11 protein-coding genes are annotated in these 14,239 nt (G+C 73.4%); 2 read left to right on the top strand and 9 right to left on the bottom strand.

Annotated features, from left to right (window positions below; genetic code table 11):
* Nucleotides 1-37: 37 nt before the first annotated feature.
* A complete protein-coding gene (locus tag ACFY3L_RS14955; RefSeq protein ID WP_389322975.1) occupies nt 38-2,257 on the bottom strand; it encodes an MMPL family transporter in 2,220 nt (739 codons plus the stop codon).
* A gap of 129 nt (nt 2,258-2,386) precedes the next feature.
* On the opposite strand from ACFY3L_RS14955, the gene ACFY3L_RS14960 reads away from it, so the two are divergent.
* Nucleotides 2,387-3,100 carry a TetR/AcrR family transcriptional regulator gene (locus ACFY3L_RS14960; protein WP_389322977.1) on the top strand — a complete coding sequence of 238 codons (714 nt, stop codon included), beginning with the start codon at nt 2,387-2,389 and terminating at the stop codon, nt 3,098-3,100.
* Here the strand turns inward: ACFY3L_RS14960 and ACFY3L_RS14965 are convergent.
* The 7 genes from ACFY3L_RS14965 to ACFY3L_RS14995 form a co-directional block, all read right to left on the bottom strand.
* Nucleotides 3,057-3,347, bottom strand: coding sequence for a hypothetical protein (locus tag ACFY3L_RS14965; protein WP_389322979.1), 291 nt, complete (start codon nt 3,345-3,347; stop codon nt 3,057-3,059). The genes ACFY3L_RS14960 and ACFY3L_RS14965 overlap by 44 nt on opposite strands.
* A gap of 114 nt (nt 3,348-3,461) precedes the next feature.
* Nucleotides 3,462-4,121 (bottom strand): YgjV family protein, encoded by a 660-nt coding sequence (locus ACFY3L_RS14970; protein ID WP_389322981.1) that lies wholly within the window; start codon nt 4,119-4,121, stop codon nt 3,462-3,464.
* A gap of 56 nt (nt 4,122-4,177) precedes the next feature.
* Nucleotides 4,178-4,825: a response regulator gene (locus ACFY3L_RS14975; protein ID WP_389322983.1), complete on the bottom strand. Its 648-nt coding sequence runs from the start codon at nt 4,823-4,825 to the stop codon at nt 4,178-4,180.
* Nucleotides 4,822-6,768: a sensor histidine kinase gene (locus ACFY3L_RS14980; protein WP_389322985.1), complete on the bottom strand. Its 1,947-nt coding sequence runs from the start codon at nt 6,766-6,768 to the stop codon at nt 4,822-4,824. The genes ACFY3L_RS14975 and ACFY3L_RS14980 overlap by 4 nt, the downstream gene beginning before the upstream one ends.
* A gap of 12 nt (nt 6,769-6,780) precedes the next feature.
* On the bottom strand, nt 6,781-7,464 hold the full coding sequence (locus tag ACFY3L_RS14985; RefSeq protein WP_389322987.1) for a hypothetical protein: 684 nt from the start codon (nt 7,462-7,464) through the stop codon (nt 6,781-6,783).
* Between the two features lie 218 nt (nt 7,465-7,682).
* Nucleotides 7,683-8,465 (bottom strand): alpha/beta hydrolase, encoded by a 783-nt coding sequence (locus tag ACFY3L_RS14990; RefSeq protein ID WP_389322989.1) that lies wholly within the window; start codon nt 8,463-8,465, stop codon nt 7,683-7,685.
* Nucleotides 8,466-8,505: 40 nt separating this feature from the next.
* Nucleotides 8,506-9,213: a hypothetical protein gene (locus ACFY3L_RS14995; protein ID WP_389322991.1), complete on the bottom strand. Its 708-nt coding sequence runs from the start codon at nt 9,211-9,213 to the stop codon at nt 8,506-8,508.
* A gap of 167 nt (nt 9,214-9,380) precedes the next feature.
* Between ACFY3L_RS14995 and ACFY3L_RS15000 the strand changes: the two genes are divergently transcribed.
* Nucleotides 9,381-10,871 carry a fibronectin type III domain-containing protein gene (locus tag ACFY3L_RS15000; protein WP_389322993.1) on the top strand — a complete coding sequence of 497 codons (1,491 nt, stop codon included), beginning with the start codon at nt 9,381-9,383 and terminating at the stop codon, nt 10,869-10,871.
* A 147-nt stretch (nt 10,872-11,018) separates the two neighbouring features.
* Here ACFY3L_RS15000 and ACFY3L_RS15005 read toward each other — a convergent pair whose 3' ends face one another.
* A complete protein-coding gene (locus ACFY3L_RS15005) occupies nt 11,019-14,225 on the bottom strand; it encodes a GH92 family glycosyl hydrolase (protein ID WP_389322995.1) in 3,207 nt (1,068 codons plus the stop codon).
* Between the last annotated feature and the right edge of the window lie 14 nt (nt 14,226-14,239).

Consider the following 14,239-nt stretch of genomic DNA (forward strand, 5'->3'; position numbering starts at 1 on the left):
CCGTGCGGGCGCCGCACGGGGTCTCGCGCATCCGCTGTCAGGCGGTGGCCGTCGCCAGCTCCTTGTGCTCGGCCGGCAGGTGGTCCTGGGCCTTGCCCTCGACGTGCAGCTCGGGCAGGAGGCGGCCCAGCCAGGCCGGCATCCACCAGTTGACGCGGCCGAGGATGTGCATCGCCGCCGGGACCAGCAGGAGGCGGACGACGGTCGCGTCGAGGAAGATCGCGGACGCCATGCCCACGCCGATGACCTTCAGGACCAGGTCGGGGCTGGGGATGAAGGCGGCGAACACCGCGATCATGATGGCGGCCGCGGCGGTGATGACGCGGGCGGTGCCGGCGAGGCCGTCGGTGACGGCGCGGGCGTTCTCGCCGGTGCGGGTCCAGACCTCGCGCATGCGGCTGACGAGGAAGACCTCGTAGTCCATGGAGAGGCCGAACAGGACGGCGAACATCAGCACGGGCACGAACGCCGGCAGCGGCGTCTCGGTGTCGATGCCGACCAGCTTGCCGGCCCAGCCGCCCTGCAGGACGAGGGCGACCACGCCGTACGCGGCGGCAACGGACAGCAGGTTCATCACGGCCGCCTTCAGTGCCACCGCGACGCTGCGGAACGACACCAGGAGCAGCAGCATCGACAGCAGGACGACGCCGCCGATCAGCAGCGGGATCCGCCGGGCGATGTTGGCGGTGCTGTCGATGGCGGTGGCCGTCATCCCCCCGACGTGGACGTCGGCGCCGGTACCGGCGACCGTCTGCGGCAGGATGTCCCGGAGCCGCTCGACGAGGTCCTCGGTGCGGGCGTCCTGCGGGCCGGTGCGCGGCAGGACCGTGATGACCGCGGCGGTGCCGTCCTGGTTGACCTGCGCGGGCATCGCGGCGGCCACCCCGTTGACGCCGGGGAGGGCGGCGGCGAGCTTGTCGAGCGCGGTGCGGTCGCCGGGGCGGGGCAGCTCGACGGCGAGCACGAGCGGGCCGTTGGCGCCCGGGCCGAAGCCCTCGGCGACCATGTCGTACGCCTGGCGCGTGGTGGTCTCGGCGCGGTTGTTGCCCGCGTCTGGGAAGCCGAACCTGACGCCGAGGAACGGTGCGGCGAGCGCGAGCAGGATCGCCACGCCGAGGAACGCGGAGACGAAGCGGTGCCGCTGGATCATTCCGCTCCAGCGCAGCCAGCCCTTGCCGGGCTCGACGTGCCCGCCGGCGGCGACCGTCACGGCGCCCTGGCGCAGCAGCGGCAGGCGCAGCTTGTCGACGTGCCGGCCGAGGTACCCCAGCAGCGCCGGGAACAGCGTGACGCTCGCGACCAGCGTGACGAGGACGCCGAGGATCGTGACGAGCGCGGCGCCGCGCATGAACGACAGGCCCATCGCGAACAGGCCGAGCATGCTGACGATGACCGTGCTGCCGGCGACCATCACGGAGCGGCCGGCGGTGTCGAGCGTCGCGACGGTCGCCGCCTCCGGGTCGAGGCCGGCGGCGCGCCACTCGCGGAAGCGGGTGACCATCAGCAGCACGTAGTCGATGCCGATGCCGATGCCCATCATGGTGGCGAGGGACGTGGACCAGTCGGGCGCGTCGACGAAGCGGATGAGGACCCCGGTCAGCGTGGCGCTGACGGCGAGCCCGGCGACGGCGACCAGGACCGGCAGGCCGGCGGCGATCACGGAGCCGAACATCAGCAGCAGGATGACGATGGCGGCGGCGAGGCCGATGCCCTCGGAGCCGATCTCGCCCTGCTCGGCGCGCTGGATGCTCTGCCCGCCGAGCGCGACGGTCAGCCCCGCGTGGCGCGCCTCGGCGGCGATGTCCATCAGGCGCTGGCTGTCCTCGACCGGCATGTCGTCGGGGTTGACCACGTCGAGGCGCAGGTCGGCGACCGCGGTCCGGCCGTCCTGCGAGATCCCGCCGGGCGCGGCGAACGGGTCGGCGACGCCCGCGACGTGGGGCGCGGCCGCCAGCTTCGCCAGCAGCGCCTGCACGTCGCTCTTCACGCCGGCGACGCCGTTGTCGGCCCGCACGACGACCGAGACGGTCGCGCCGGACTGGCTGGTGAAGCGCTCCTCGAGCAGCCGCGTCGCGGCCTTGGAGTCGGAGCCGGGCGCGGAGTAGTCGGCGGCGAAGTCGCCGCCGAAGAAGTTGGACAGCGCGAACGCCGCGGCGAGCGCGACGACCCACGCGACGACGGTCCGGCCACGTCGCCGGTACGCCACCCGGGCGAGCCGCCCGAGCGGGCCGAGCGCTGGGTTCGGGAGGTCGGTCATGATCCCCTGCCTTCAGCAGTGAACTGGCGTCAGTTGCGTTACGCCTATTAACCAACATGACGACCCGTCGCTTGTCAAGCGCCTTCACTTCTGTAACGATGCTTAACGGAACGGTCATCAGGAGGACCCATGAACACACCCAGGCGGGAGAAGGCGCGCGCGGCGACCATCGACGAGATCAAGCTCACCGCCCTCACCCAGATGCGCGAGCAGGGCACCGTCGACATCCGCTTCGCCGACATCGCCCGGGCCATGGAGATGACGCCGCCGGCGCTCTACCGCTACTTCGCCGACCGCGACGAGCTGCTCAGCGCCCTCATCGCCGACGCGTACGACGACCTCGGCCGCTGCGTGGCCGAGGCCCGCGACGCGGTCCCCCCCGACGACGTGGGCGGCCGGTTCCTGGCGGTCGCCGGCTCGTACCGCCAGTGGGCCCGGCAGGATCCGCAGCGCTTCGCCCTGATCCTCGGCATGCCCCTGCCCGGGTACGCCGCCCCCGTCGACGGCCCCACCACGGAGGCCGCCCAGCGAGCGATGTCACAGCTGTCGTCGCTGTTCCTCGAGGCCCAGGCGCTGGGCGTGCTCGGCCGGCCCCGGCTGCGCGACGTGCACCCCGCCGTCGCCGCGTGCGCCGATCAGAAACACCAGCAGTCGGGCGTGCCGGTCTCGGCGGAGACCTTCCAGGCCATGCTGCACGCCTGGTCGTCGCTGCACGGCTTCGCCGCCCTGGAGGCCTACGGCCACTTCGACTGGATCACCGAGGAGGGCCGCGACGCCCTCTTCGACGGCCACGCCCGCCTCACCGCCGAAACCGCCGGCCTCCCCGCCCCCAGGACCTCCTGACCCGGCCCGCGCATACCAGGCAACCGGCCACCATCACACCGCGACCGGCGCCGAGCGGCGGGCGGCCCTCGAACAGCAGGCGCAGCACTGTGCCGGTGTCGCCGCCCGCGGCTTCCAGCAGGCGGTTGGCGTCCAGCTGGGCGGCGTCGGTGGTGGCCTGGGCGGTCAACCGGTGCGCGGCGTGGCCGATGACGGCCGTGAGCTGGGTGACGGTGAGGGCCTGCGGCAGCGGCGCGCCGATCTCCAAGGTGAGCCACCGGGTGCGCAGGCCGAGCAGCCCGGCTTCCCTCCCCCGAAGCCCGAAGCCCGAAGCCCGAAGCCCGAAGCCCGAAGCCTGACAGGCGGAGAGCGTGGTCGATGCTCAGGCGGAGGGGAGCTCCAGCTCGTAGTGGTCGCCGACGCGGTGGAAGCCCAGGCGGCCGTAGTACGGGGCGACCATGCCGGGCGGGGTGCGGACGCGGCGGTAGCCGCGGCTGGTGAGCAGGCCGCTGCTGCGGAAGACGAACTCGCCGGGGCTGAGGTCGCGGAACCGTTTCGTGACGTAGTCGAGCTCGATCTGGGCGACACCCTCGGCGTCCGGGCCGTCGGCGGGGCGCAGGAAGAGGACGCCGACGACCTCGTCGGCACGCGTGATGAGGAAGGCGGCGCGGTCGGGGTTGTCGTCGAAGCGGAACGCCGGGTTGAACTTCGCCAGGTCCGCCCAGTGCACGCGCAGGACGTGGGCGAGGAAGGTGTCGTCGGTGCCGACCTGCACGACGGTGTAGGTGGCCTCGTCGTGGCGGGTCCGCAGCATCTTGTACAGGTGGTAGGTGTTGATGACCGTCATCGCCGCGTTGAGGCCGACCATCGGCCAGACGCTCAACGCGGCGTTGTAGACGACGAGGACGACGGACCCGATCAGGTTGAGCACCCGCAGGCGCAGGAGACGGGCCTGGGACAGCGACCAGACGAGCACCGCCGAGCCGGCCCAGCCGAGGTAATCGAGCCAGTCCACCGCTGCAGGATAGGCGCCTCGGGGCATCGTGCACGGGGCGCGCCGCCGTTCGAGGGAACGGTGAGGGTCCGGTGCGGCGCCCGTCAGCCCAGACCGGCCTCGCGGGCCAGGTCGATGGCCTGGGCACGGTCGGCGACCTGCAGCTTCGCGAAGATGTTGGAGACGTGGTTGCGGACCGTCTTCTGGCTCAGCCCGAGCCGCTGCGCGATCTGCGGGTTCGTCATGTGCTGCGCGACGAACGTGAGGATCTCGTGCTCCCGGGCGGTCAGGCCGGGGATGGTCGGGGTGGGCGGGTCCCGGTCGACGTTGGCGAAGTAGCCCATCAGCCGGGTCGCGATCGCCGGGCCGAAGATCGCCTCGCCGTCGGCGACCACCTTCACCGCGCGGATGATCTCCACCCGCCGGGCGCCCTTCAGCACATACCCGCGAGCCCCGGCGCGCAGGGCGGCGAACACCGAATCGTCGTCGTCGGCCATGCTCAGCACCAGCACGCGCACGTGCGGGCTGGCCTCCAGGATGCGCTGGGTCGCGACGATCCCGCCCATGCCGGGCATCGCGAGGTCGAGCAGCACGACATCCGGCTGCGCACGGGCGAGCGCGGTAAGGGCCTCCTCGCCGCTGGCCGCCTCGCCGCAGACCTCGATCTCCCCGGTGGTGGCGAGCAACGCCCGCAGCCCGGTCCGGAACTGCGCATGGTCGTCGACGATCAGCACCCGGACTGGCGCGTTCACACAGGACCTCCGATCGGCAGGGTGGCGGTGACGGTGGTGCCGTCGTCGGTCGCCGCCACCTCGAGGGTGCCGCCGAGCTCGTCGGCGCGTTCGCGCATCGAGTGCATGCCCACCCCCGCGCCGTTCGTCGCGAACCGGCCGTTGTCGGTGACCGACAGCCACAGCCGGTCGCCGTCCATCCGCAACGCTAGCCGGACCGTGGTCGCGCCAGCGTGGCGGCGGGCGTTGTTGAGCGCCTCGACCGCGATCAGGTACGCCGCGACCTCCACCGCGGCGGGCAGCGCCGGCAGGTCGTCGGCGGCGTCCACGCCGGCCCGCGGCCCGCCGGGCGGCCAGCCGGCGAGGTGGGCGACGAGGGCGCCGCGCAGTCCGAGCGTGTCCAGGGCCGGCGGGCGCAGGCCTTCCACGAGCCGGCGCACGTCGGCGACGGCGGTCTCCGCGTCCCGGACGATCTCCTCCAAGAGGTGCTCCGCCGCGTCCGCGCCGACCGCCAGGGCCGTCTCCGCGCGCATCGTGAGCGCGGCGAGGGTGGGGCCGAGGCCGTCGTGCAGGTCGCGGCGCAGCCGGCGGCGCTCCTCCTCCCGCGCCTGGACGAGCTGTTCGCGGGAGCGCTGCAGGTCGGCGGCGAACCGGCCGGCCTGCACGGCCGGGCCGATGTGCCTGGCCACGTCCGTGAGCAGCCGCAGGTCGCGCGGGCCGAGCGCCGGCTCTCCCGGCCGCGGGCCGATCAGCAGCGTGCCGACGGTGACGCCGCCGGCCACGAGCGGCAGCTCGACGGGCTCCGCCGGGCGGGTCCCGATCTCGTAGGAGCGCCCTCCGTCGGCGTCGATGCGGATGTACGACAGCTGCAACGCCTCCCGGACCGTGGCGGTGCTCGTCGCCAGGACCGCGAGCGGATCCTGGGTCTGCGCGAGCCGTTCGCCGAGCCTGGTGAGCACCGTGTAGGGGTCGTCGCGCTCCCCGTACACCAGGAGATTCACCCGGCGCTGGACCCAGGTGCGGGCCGTGCCGAAGACGAGGGCGGCGGCGACCGCGGCCACCACGGACGAGGCACCCAGGTAGCCGACGATGACGAGGTACGCGCAGCTGACGCCGCCGGTCAGCACGACGAACACGGCGGTGCGGCTGATCAGCAGGTCGATGTCGAACAGCCGGTGCCGCAGCACGGCGACGCCGATCCCGGCGGGGACGAGCGCGAGGGAGACGCTGCCGGCGAGGTCCCACCAGAGGTTCCCGGCCGGCCAGATCTTGTCCGGGTGGGTGTCGGTGAGCCCGGCGACGAGCCGGCCGACGACGACGAGCGCGACGAGGCCGATCGAGTACGCCAGCCAGCGGGCCTGCGCGCGCCTGGCTCCCGTCGCGGTGACGGCCTCGGCGACGACCCCGGCCGCGCCGGCGACGAACAGCAGGCCCGCGGCCGCGGTGAACACGGCCTCGACGACCGGTGCGACGCCGCCGAACGCGGCCACGCCCAGCGGGTTGGGCAGCCCGTCGGGCCCGACCTGGTCGTTGTGCCCCGGCCTCAGCGCGCCGGTGACGGCCGCGGCGGCGCCGAGCGCGGTGACCGTCCACAGCGCCCGGCGCATCCACCGGCCGGGTGCATTGGTCCGCCGGCCGTCGGGGAAGAACGCGGGTACCGCGGCCAGGGCGAGGTTCGCGGGCGCCCACAGCCAGGTCTGCGGCCACGCCGCCGCGGTCGCACCCGGCAGGCCGCGGATCGCGTACTGCCCGAACGCCTCCAGGAACACGAAACACCCGGCGCCGAGCAGCAGCAGCCGGCCCAACGGGTTGGCCGGCCGCTGCCGCAGGACGAGGCCGCCGGCCACCGTACAGGCGGAGACGGCGAACAGATGGCTGACGCCGGCGAGCGGGGCGCCGTTGGCCATCGCCAGCCAGACCGCCACGCCCGCGACGGCGAGGGTGGCCCAGGCTGCACGGTGCATCGCCTTCAGACCCTAACGATTCTTCCGCAGCCCGAACGCCAGGCCGGCGACGAACACCCACAGCGCGCCGGGGAACAGCGACGCGTACTGCACCGGGAACGCCTGCGTCGCGGCCACGAGCAGCGCGAGGACGACACTCACACCCGCGAGCCACTTGCTGGCCGAGCCGTGCCGGAACCCGCCGACGGCGACCGCGGCGGCGGCGATCCCGGCGCCCGCCCACAGCCAGCTGATCGTGTTGTAGACCTCGATCAACGCGGCGATCGTGTCGGGGTCCCAGCGGTCGGGTTCGCCGAGCGCCCAGTACAGCTCGGTGCAGATGCCGCCGCCGATGAACGCGGCCACGGCGACGAGCCCCACGCCGGCGGCCGCGATCCCGGGCACGAGGCTGCCGGCGGGCTCCTGCACGGCGAGGTGCCGGCGCAGCCCGGCCGCGAACACGATCAGGCACACCGCGACGATCACGCTGCTCACCTGGTACACCCAGACGAGCTCGCGGTGCGCGACGATCGCCGCGACGAGCTGCGCGTTGTCCTTGATGCCGTCGCCGACGTCGGCGGTCAGGTCCGCGCCGAGGAAGATGCCGATGGCGCCGGCGAGCCCGCCGATCGCGCCGGTGAGCGCCCAGCCTCTGCGGGGCGCGGTGTATGTCTGAACGGCCGCCGCGGAGCGGTCCGGCACGGTTGCGTTGGTCATGCCGTCGAGCGTGCCGGTCCCGTGTCCCGGGCCGCATGGGTCAGGTGATCCCACCCGCCCGGGACTTGCACCAGGCCGCGTCGGCCCATCAGGAGCTCACCGGGACCTGTACCGGGTCGCGCCGGCCCTTCAGGAAACGCGCCGGGACTTGTACCGGGTCGCGTCGGCCCGCAGGGACTTGTACCGGGTCGCGCCGGCCCGCAGGGACTCGCCAGGGTTTACGGGGCCGCGTTGGTCCGCAGGAACTCCGTGACGGCCGCGGTGGCCTCGGCGGTGCCGTCGGCGGTGACGGTGAGCAGCGCCGTGCCGTGCAGCCTGCCCGGGACGAGGGCGACGCGGCGGCGCGGGTCGGTGGTCGCGCCGTACATCGCCTGGGCGTCGGCGGCGAACGAGGTCTCGCCGGTGGCCGCGACGTACAGGACGGGCACGGTGATCCGGGGCGCCGCGGCGGCGGCGTCCTCGCCCGCGTAGGTGGCGGGCGCCGACAGGCTCACCACGGCGGTCACCGGCGGCTCGGCGGAGGCCGCCGCGACGAGGGAGGCGGTGCCGCCGCGCGACGCGCCGACGAGGACGACCTTCTGGACGCCGAGTGTTCGGGTGTACGCGACCGCCCGCAGGACGTCGGCGGACGGCTTGCTCCCGTCGCCGCGCTGGGAGCGGCCCTCACCAGCGAAGTCGAGCGCGAGGACGCGGTAGCCGGCGGCGGCCTCCTGCTTGGCCCAGGACAGCCAGGAGCACGCGTCGGCGCTGGCCTGCGGCGCGAGGACGAGCACGGTCTTGCTCGTGGCCTCGCCGAGCAGCACGCCGGTCAGGAAGCCGCCGTTGCCCGGGAACGCGACCTGCTTGTCGTTGAGCTCGGGGTCGGCGCAGCGCCGGTCCGTCGGGCTCGGCGCCGCCGGCGGTGCGGAGGTGGTGGCGCCCGTGGACGGTGCCGCGGCCGGGTCGCCGCCGCAGCCGGCGAGCAGGGCCACTGCCAGCAGTCCGAGTCCGATGCGTCTCATGCTGGTCTGGACCGCCGGGACGTGGCCCGGGTTGCGGCCGCTACCGGATCGTGACCCGCCCCGGCTGCGCGGCGGCGACGACGATGAGCAGCGGCGTCTCGTCGTAGCCGCAGACCAGCCACGCGTGGCTCGCATACGTCTGCTGGGTGTACGACGTGTCGTGCGGCATGTGCTGGTACCGGACGCGCTTGCCGTCGAAGTCCAGCCAGTACACGGTGACCGCGTCCTTGCGCGTGTTGACGAACGTGACCGCGGTGCCGGTGCCGGTGGTCCCGGACCTGAGCGTGCCCTCCTCGGTCACCGGCCGGGTCGCGAGCTCCGGCAGCGCCGGCGGCGTCGACGCCTCGGGCCGCTCCGGCAGCCGCGGCGGCGTGGCCTCGCCCGTCGCCGCCGGTGACGTCGCGGTGGCGGCGGGCGCCGCGGTGGTCGCCGGGGCCGCCACGGATGGGTCGTCGTCGCCGCGTCCCCCGAGGCGGACCACGACGACGACGGCGCCGACGAGGAGCGCGAGGACGGCGAGGATCGCGGCGCCGACCACCCAGGGCAGCACGCCCCCGCCACGGGGCGCGTTGCCCCGCTGCGGCAGGTGGTGCGGCGGCGGAAACGGATGCGGCTGCGCCTGCGGCGTCGGTGGCTGCGGCGCCTGCGGTGGCTGCGGCGTCGGTGCCGGCGGGGGTGTCCAGGGCTGCGGACCCGGTGGCGGGGGCCAGGGTGCGGGTGGCCGCCGGTCATCGGGGGGCACGGTCACGGCGGCAGCGTATCGCCGCGACGCCACCACCCGGATCGGCCGATCAACCCGGATCCGCTCAACTGTCACAGCACCACCAGCGAATGTCGCCCGGACACGCCGAGTAGTCGCTACATTGCGTTAGGTAGGCAATTGTCCAGAATGCTCCAGAGGGGACCGTTCCCGTGGTGACCAGATCCGTGCCGCGCCCCGCCCGCCGCGCCGTCCGCGCCGCCCGGGCCGCCCAGGCCGCCCGCGCCGCCCGGGCCGGTCTCGTGCTGGCGGCCGCGGGCATCGTCGTCGTCGGCGCGACCGGAGGCACGGCGTTCGCGGCTCCCGGGCAGTTCAACCACCCGAGCCCGGACGGCGGCGCCGAGGTGCGCAGTCACGGCGTCCACGCGACCGGCGGCAACCGGGAGGCCAACGACCGCAAGATGGGCAAGATCCCCGCGCCCGCGAAGGGCGGCACGGCCGCAGCCGCCCCGAAGTCGAAGACCGGCACCACCAAGGCAGCCCCGAAGCCGAAGACCGGCACCACCAAGGCCGCCCCGAAGTCGAAGGCCGGCTCCACCGGGACCGCCACGAAGGCCAAGGCCAAGGCCAAGGCGAAAGCGCAACGGAACAAGACCGCGCACAAGACCACCGCGAAGCCCCCGCGCAAGGCGCCCGCCGGGTCTCCGTCCAGCCCCGGCGGCACCGCCCTGGCGACCCCCGTGCAGCAGGTGGCCGCCGCACCGACCGCGGTCACGGTCACCCCCCAGTCCCCGACGTCGCTGAAGATCTCGTGGAAGGTCAACATCAGCGAGACCGGCATCGTCGACCACTTCGAGGCCACCGCGCTCGAGGACGCCACGAAGCACTGCCGCACCAGGACCAACGCCGCGACCAGCTGCATCGTGTCGTCGCTGACGCAGGGCGCGACATACACGTTCGCGGTCCGCGCGATCGCCGTCCCGGGCTCCGGCGCCCGCAGCTCGGTCCTGAGCGCCATGTCCGCCCCGGTCACGGTCGCCGGCTCCGCCGCCACCCAGGCGATCACACCCGGCGCCGCGCCGGCCACCGGACCCGCCCGCGACCCGCACCAGACCACCCCGGCCTCGACCGGCAAGGCCCAGACCACGCACGGCGCCACCCCGACCGCGAACGGCGCCCCGCTGGATGCCAGCGCCGCCGCCCAGCACTCGAACCCCACCGCCCAGACCTCAAGCGCTGCCGCCCAGACCGCGAACGGTGCCGCGCAGACCGCAGGCGGCGCCGCACAGACCGCAGGCGGTGCCGCGCAGGCCGCAGGCGGTGCCGCACAGACCGCGAACGGTGCCGCGCTGGGTGCGAACGCCGCCGCCCAGCACCCGAACCGGGCCGCGCAAACCTCGAACCGCGCCGCGCGGCACCGGACCGCGCAGGACTCGACGCGCTGGCTCTCCGGCGCCGACAAGGGCCGCGACACCGCCCAGGCAAGCACCGCGACCCAGCATCACACCGCCAACGGCTTCGGCGGACTGCTCGGCCTGCCGAACGGTACAACTGGCACCGCCGTCGTCGCCGCGGCCACCGCCGAAACCCGCGGCGGACACCAGCCCCGGACCGGCGTCCTCGCCCTGCTCGGCCTCGGCGCGCTCGCTGTCGCCGGCCTCGCCACGGCCGCCGTCACCCGGGTCCGCCGCCACCTCACCGGCTGACCCTCACGACGGGTCAGGTCCACCGCCGGAGACGCCGGAGACGCCCGAGACGCCCGAGACGCCGGTCCGAGCACCGTGACAGCGAGGCGCCCCGGCGTGGTCTCCCGAACTGGACCACGCCGGGGCGGTTCCCCCGCCCCAGGGGGCTCAGCCGAACGCGCGCAGCTCGTAGATCCGGGTTGCGGTGTCGGTCGTCTGGGTGGGTGTGGTGATGTTGAGGCGGATGTACCGGCCGGAGACGCTGACCGGGTGGGTGGTGTTCGCGGCGGTGTTGCCCGTGACCGTCACGGGGGTGGTCCAGGTGGCGCCGTCGGTGGAGACCTGGATGGTGAAGGCCTTCGTGTTGTAGTCGGCGGACTCGCCGCCGGCCTGGGCGTGGGCGACCTCGAAGCGGGTCAGGGCGCGGACCGAGCCGAGGTCGACCTGCAGCCAGGCGCCCGCGACGCCGGAGCAGAACTTGTCGGTGTTGCCGCCGGAGACGCTGCCGTTGACCGCCTTCTCGGGGCCTTCGGTGGTGGCGCAGGCGGCGGAGCCCGTGGCCGGCCTGTTCAGCGCCAGGTTCACCGGGACGGTCGCCGAGCCGTAGGCCTCCAGCTCATAGATGCGCGTCGCCCCGTCGGTGGTCTGCGTCGGGGTGGTGACGTTCAGCCGGACGTACCGCGCGGACGTCGACGCGAACTGGTGGATGGTGACCGGGTCGGCGTTGTTGGTGACGGTGACGGGGGTCGACCAGGTGCTGCCGTCGGTGGACAGCTGCAGGTTGAACGCCTTGGTGTTGAGGTTGGCGGCTTCCGCCCCGGCGCCGGCGTGCTTGACGACGATCTTGTTCAGCGAAGCAGCGGACCCGAGGTCGACCTGCAGGTAGGCGCCGGCGACCGTGGAGCAGTACTTGTCGGTGTTGCCGCCGGTCACGCTGCCGTTGACCGCCTTGGCAGGCGACTCCTCAGCGGCGCAGGCGGTGGAGCCGGTCGCGGGCTTACCCTGCGCCAGGTTCACCTGAGGGGCGGGAAGCGCGGTGTGGTTCGAGGACGGCGGGGTGTCGCCGGCGCCGGTGCCCCACGAGCCCGGGGTGCCCGTCACCGTGTACGCGAGGTTGCCGCCGTGCGCGATGTCCGCCTGCGACAGCCAGGTGCGGCTGAAGCCGGTGCCGTTCAGTGAGGCGGTGCCGATGTAGCGGTTGCTGTCGCTGACCGACGGGGCGGTGATGTTCAGGACCCCGCCCTGCTGGCTGCCGTACGAGCCGATCGTCACCTTCGCCGACGGGAACTGCGGCGTGCTGACCCCGTAGAAGTTGGCGCCGTTCATCAGCGGGTAAAGGCCCAGCGACGAGAACACGTACCACGCCGACATCGTGCCGAGGTCGTCGTTACCGGTGACGCCGTTGGGGCCGTTGGTGAAGAGGGTGTACGCGGCCCGCAGCACGGTCGACGTCTTGTACGGCTGACCGGTCCACAGGTACGTGTACGGCGCGAGCAGGTCGGGCTCGTTGTTCGGGTTGTACGTGGTGAAGCTGTAGTAGTCGTAGGCGCCGTTGACCCAGGTGTTGTGCGCTGTCCCCGACGGGTCCGTCAGCAGGTTGTTGTAGGCGAAGAAGCTGTCGAGCCGGTTGTTCGCCGCGGTCTTGCCGCCGAGCAGCGAGACCAGGCCGTCCGGGTCCTGCGGGACGAGCCACTGGTACTGGTAGGCGCCCGCCTCGTGGAAGGTGTGCGATCCGTCGGTCGGCGAGTACGGGGAGCCCCACCCGCCGTTGGCGTTGCGCGGGCGGAAGAAGCCGATCGACGGGTCGAACAGGTTGCGGTAGTTCTGCCCGCGCGCCTCGAACATGGTGGCGTCGGCGGTGTTGCCGAGGCCGCGCGCCATGATGGCGAGGGCGGAGTCGGCGGCCGCGTACTCCAGGGTGGCCGAGCTCGGGAACTTGCAGTCGTGGTCCATCGGCAGCACCGGGCCGCACGTGACGCCGGTCGGGATGTAGCCCAGCGACGCGTAGTAGGGGTTGCCGTTGCGGCCGTTGATGTTCGTGGGTACGCCGAGCGCGTTCTTGCGCAGCGCCGCGTACACCTGTGACTCGTAGCCGCCGAGCAGGCCGCGCGCCCACAGGTCGACGAGGAACGGGGTGACCGGGTCGCCGGTCATCGTGTTGGTCTCGGTGTTGGCGAGGGACCACTTCGGCAGCCAGCCGAGCTCACGGTCCACCGCGAGCAGCGACAGCCCGTAGTCCCGGGCGACCTGCGGCTCGAGCAGCGCGACGAGCTGGTTCTGCGCGCGGTACGTGTCCCACAGCGAGAACGTCTGGTAGGGCGTGTACCCGGACGCGGTCCGCACGACGTTGTCGAAGCCGCGGTAGGAGCCGTTGACGTCGCCGGACAGGTTGGGGTGCAGCAGCGAGTGGTACAGCGACGTGTAGAACGCCACCTGCCGGTCGGTCGTGCCGCCGTCGACCTCCGCCTTGTGCAGCTTCGCGTTCCAGGTGTCGCGCGCGGCATCGCGGACGGTGTCGAAGTTGAAGCCGGCGGCGCTGGTCTCGGCGGTGAGGTTGGCCTGCGCTCCGGCGATCCCGGTGTACGAGAGGCCGACCTTCGCCGTCACGACCCGGTCGGACGAGGTGTCGAAGCGCACCCAGCCGCCCTTCGCGCCGCTGCCGGACGAGGCGCGGCTGCCGCCGGTGAACGTCGTGCCCGACCAGGTGCCGAAGGAGGCGAACGGCCGGCTGAACTTGGCCGAGAAGTACACGGTGTGCGCGGGCGCCGAGGCGCAGAACCCGGCGGTCGTCACGGACCCCTCGACGGTGTCGCTGCCGACGATCGAGATCGACGACGACTGCGCGCCGGTGCCGCTGCCGCGCGCCTGCGCGGTGTTGAACAGCACGTTGGCCTGGGTGCTCGACGGGAAGGTGTACCGCTGCCAGCCGCTGCGCAGCGTCGCCGTCAGCTCGGTGGTGACGCCGTTCGGGGTGGCGAGGCGGTAATAGCCGGCGGTCGCCTGCTCCTGGGCGTGGTTGAGCGTCTGCCCGTAGGTGTTGGGGTCGGCGGAGTTGACCGCGCCGATCGTCGGCATGAGCGGCACCTCGCCCATCACGGGGCAGCCGACGCCGGACAGGTGGGTGTTGGAGAAGCCCCACACCTTGCCGTGGTCGTAGTTGTACCCCGTGCCGTGGCCGGTGTCCGGGCTGACCTGCACCATGCCGAACGGCAGCGCCGCTCCCGGGAAGGTGTTGCCCTCCTTCTGGGTGCCGATCATCGGGTTGACCAGCGTAGTCAGGTCTGCCGGCACGGCCGCCCGAGCCGGCATCGCGGGCAGGCCGGCGACCGCCGCGGTGACCGCCACCAGCAGTGTGCTGAACCGCAGTCTTCTCACAAACGCTCCGTTCG

Origin of the sequence: Dactylosporangium sp. NPDC000521 (genome assembly GCF_042898305.1) — a bacterium.
Taxonomy (GTDB): Bacteria; Actinomycetota; Actinomycetes; order Mycobacteriales; family Micromonosporaceae; genus Dactylosporangium.

Coding starts and splice junctions, on each gene's coding strand:
- ACFY3L_RS14955 (WP_389322975.1), bottom strand. CDS start 2,257: ATGACCGACCTCCCGAACCCAGCGCTCGGCCCGCTCGGGCGGCTCGCC.
- ACFY3L_RS14960 (WP_389322977.1), top strand. CDS start 2,387: ATGAACACACCCAGGCGGGAGAAGGCGCGCGCGGCGACCATCGACGAG.
- ACFY3L_RS14970 (WP_389322981.1), bottom strand. CDS start 4,121: ATGCCCCGAGGCGCCTATCCTGCAGCGGTGGACTGGCTCGATTACCTC.
- ACFY3L_RS14980 (WP_389322985.1), bottom strand. CDS start 6,768: ATGCACCGTGCAGCCTGGGCCACCCTCGCCGTCGCGGGCGTGGCGGTC.
- ACFY3L_RS14985 (WP_389322987.1), bottom strand. CDS start 7,464: ATGACCAACGCAACCGTGCCGGACCGCTCCGCGGCGGCCGTTCAGACA.
- ACFY3L_RS14990 (WP_389322989.1), bottom strand. CDS start 8,465: ATGAGACGCATCGGACTCGGACTGCTGGCAGTGGCCCTGCTCGCCGGC.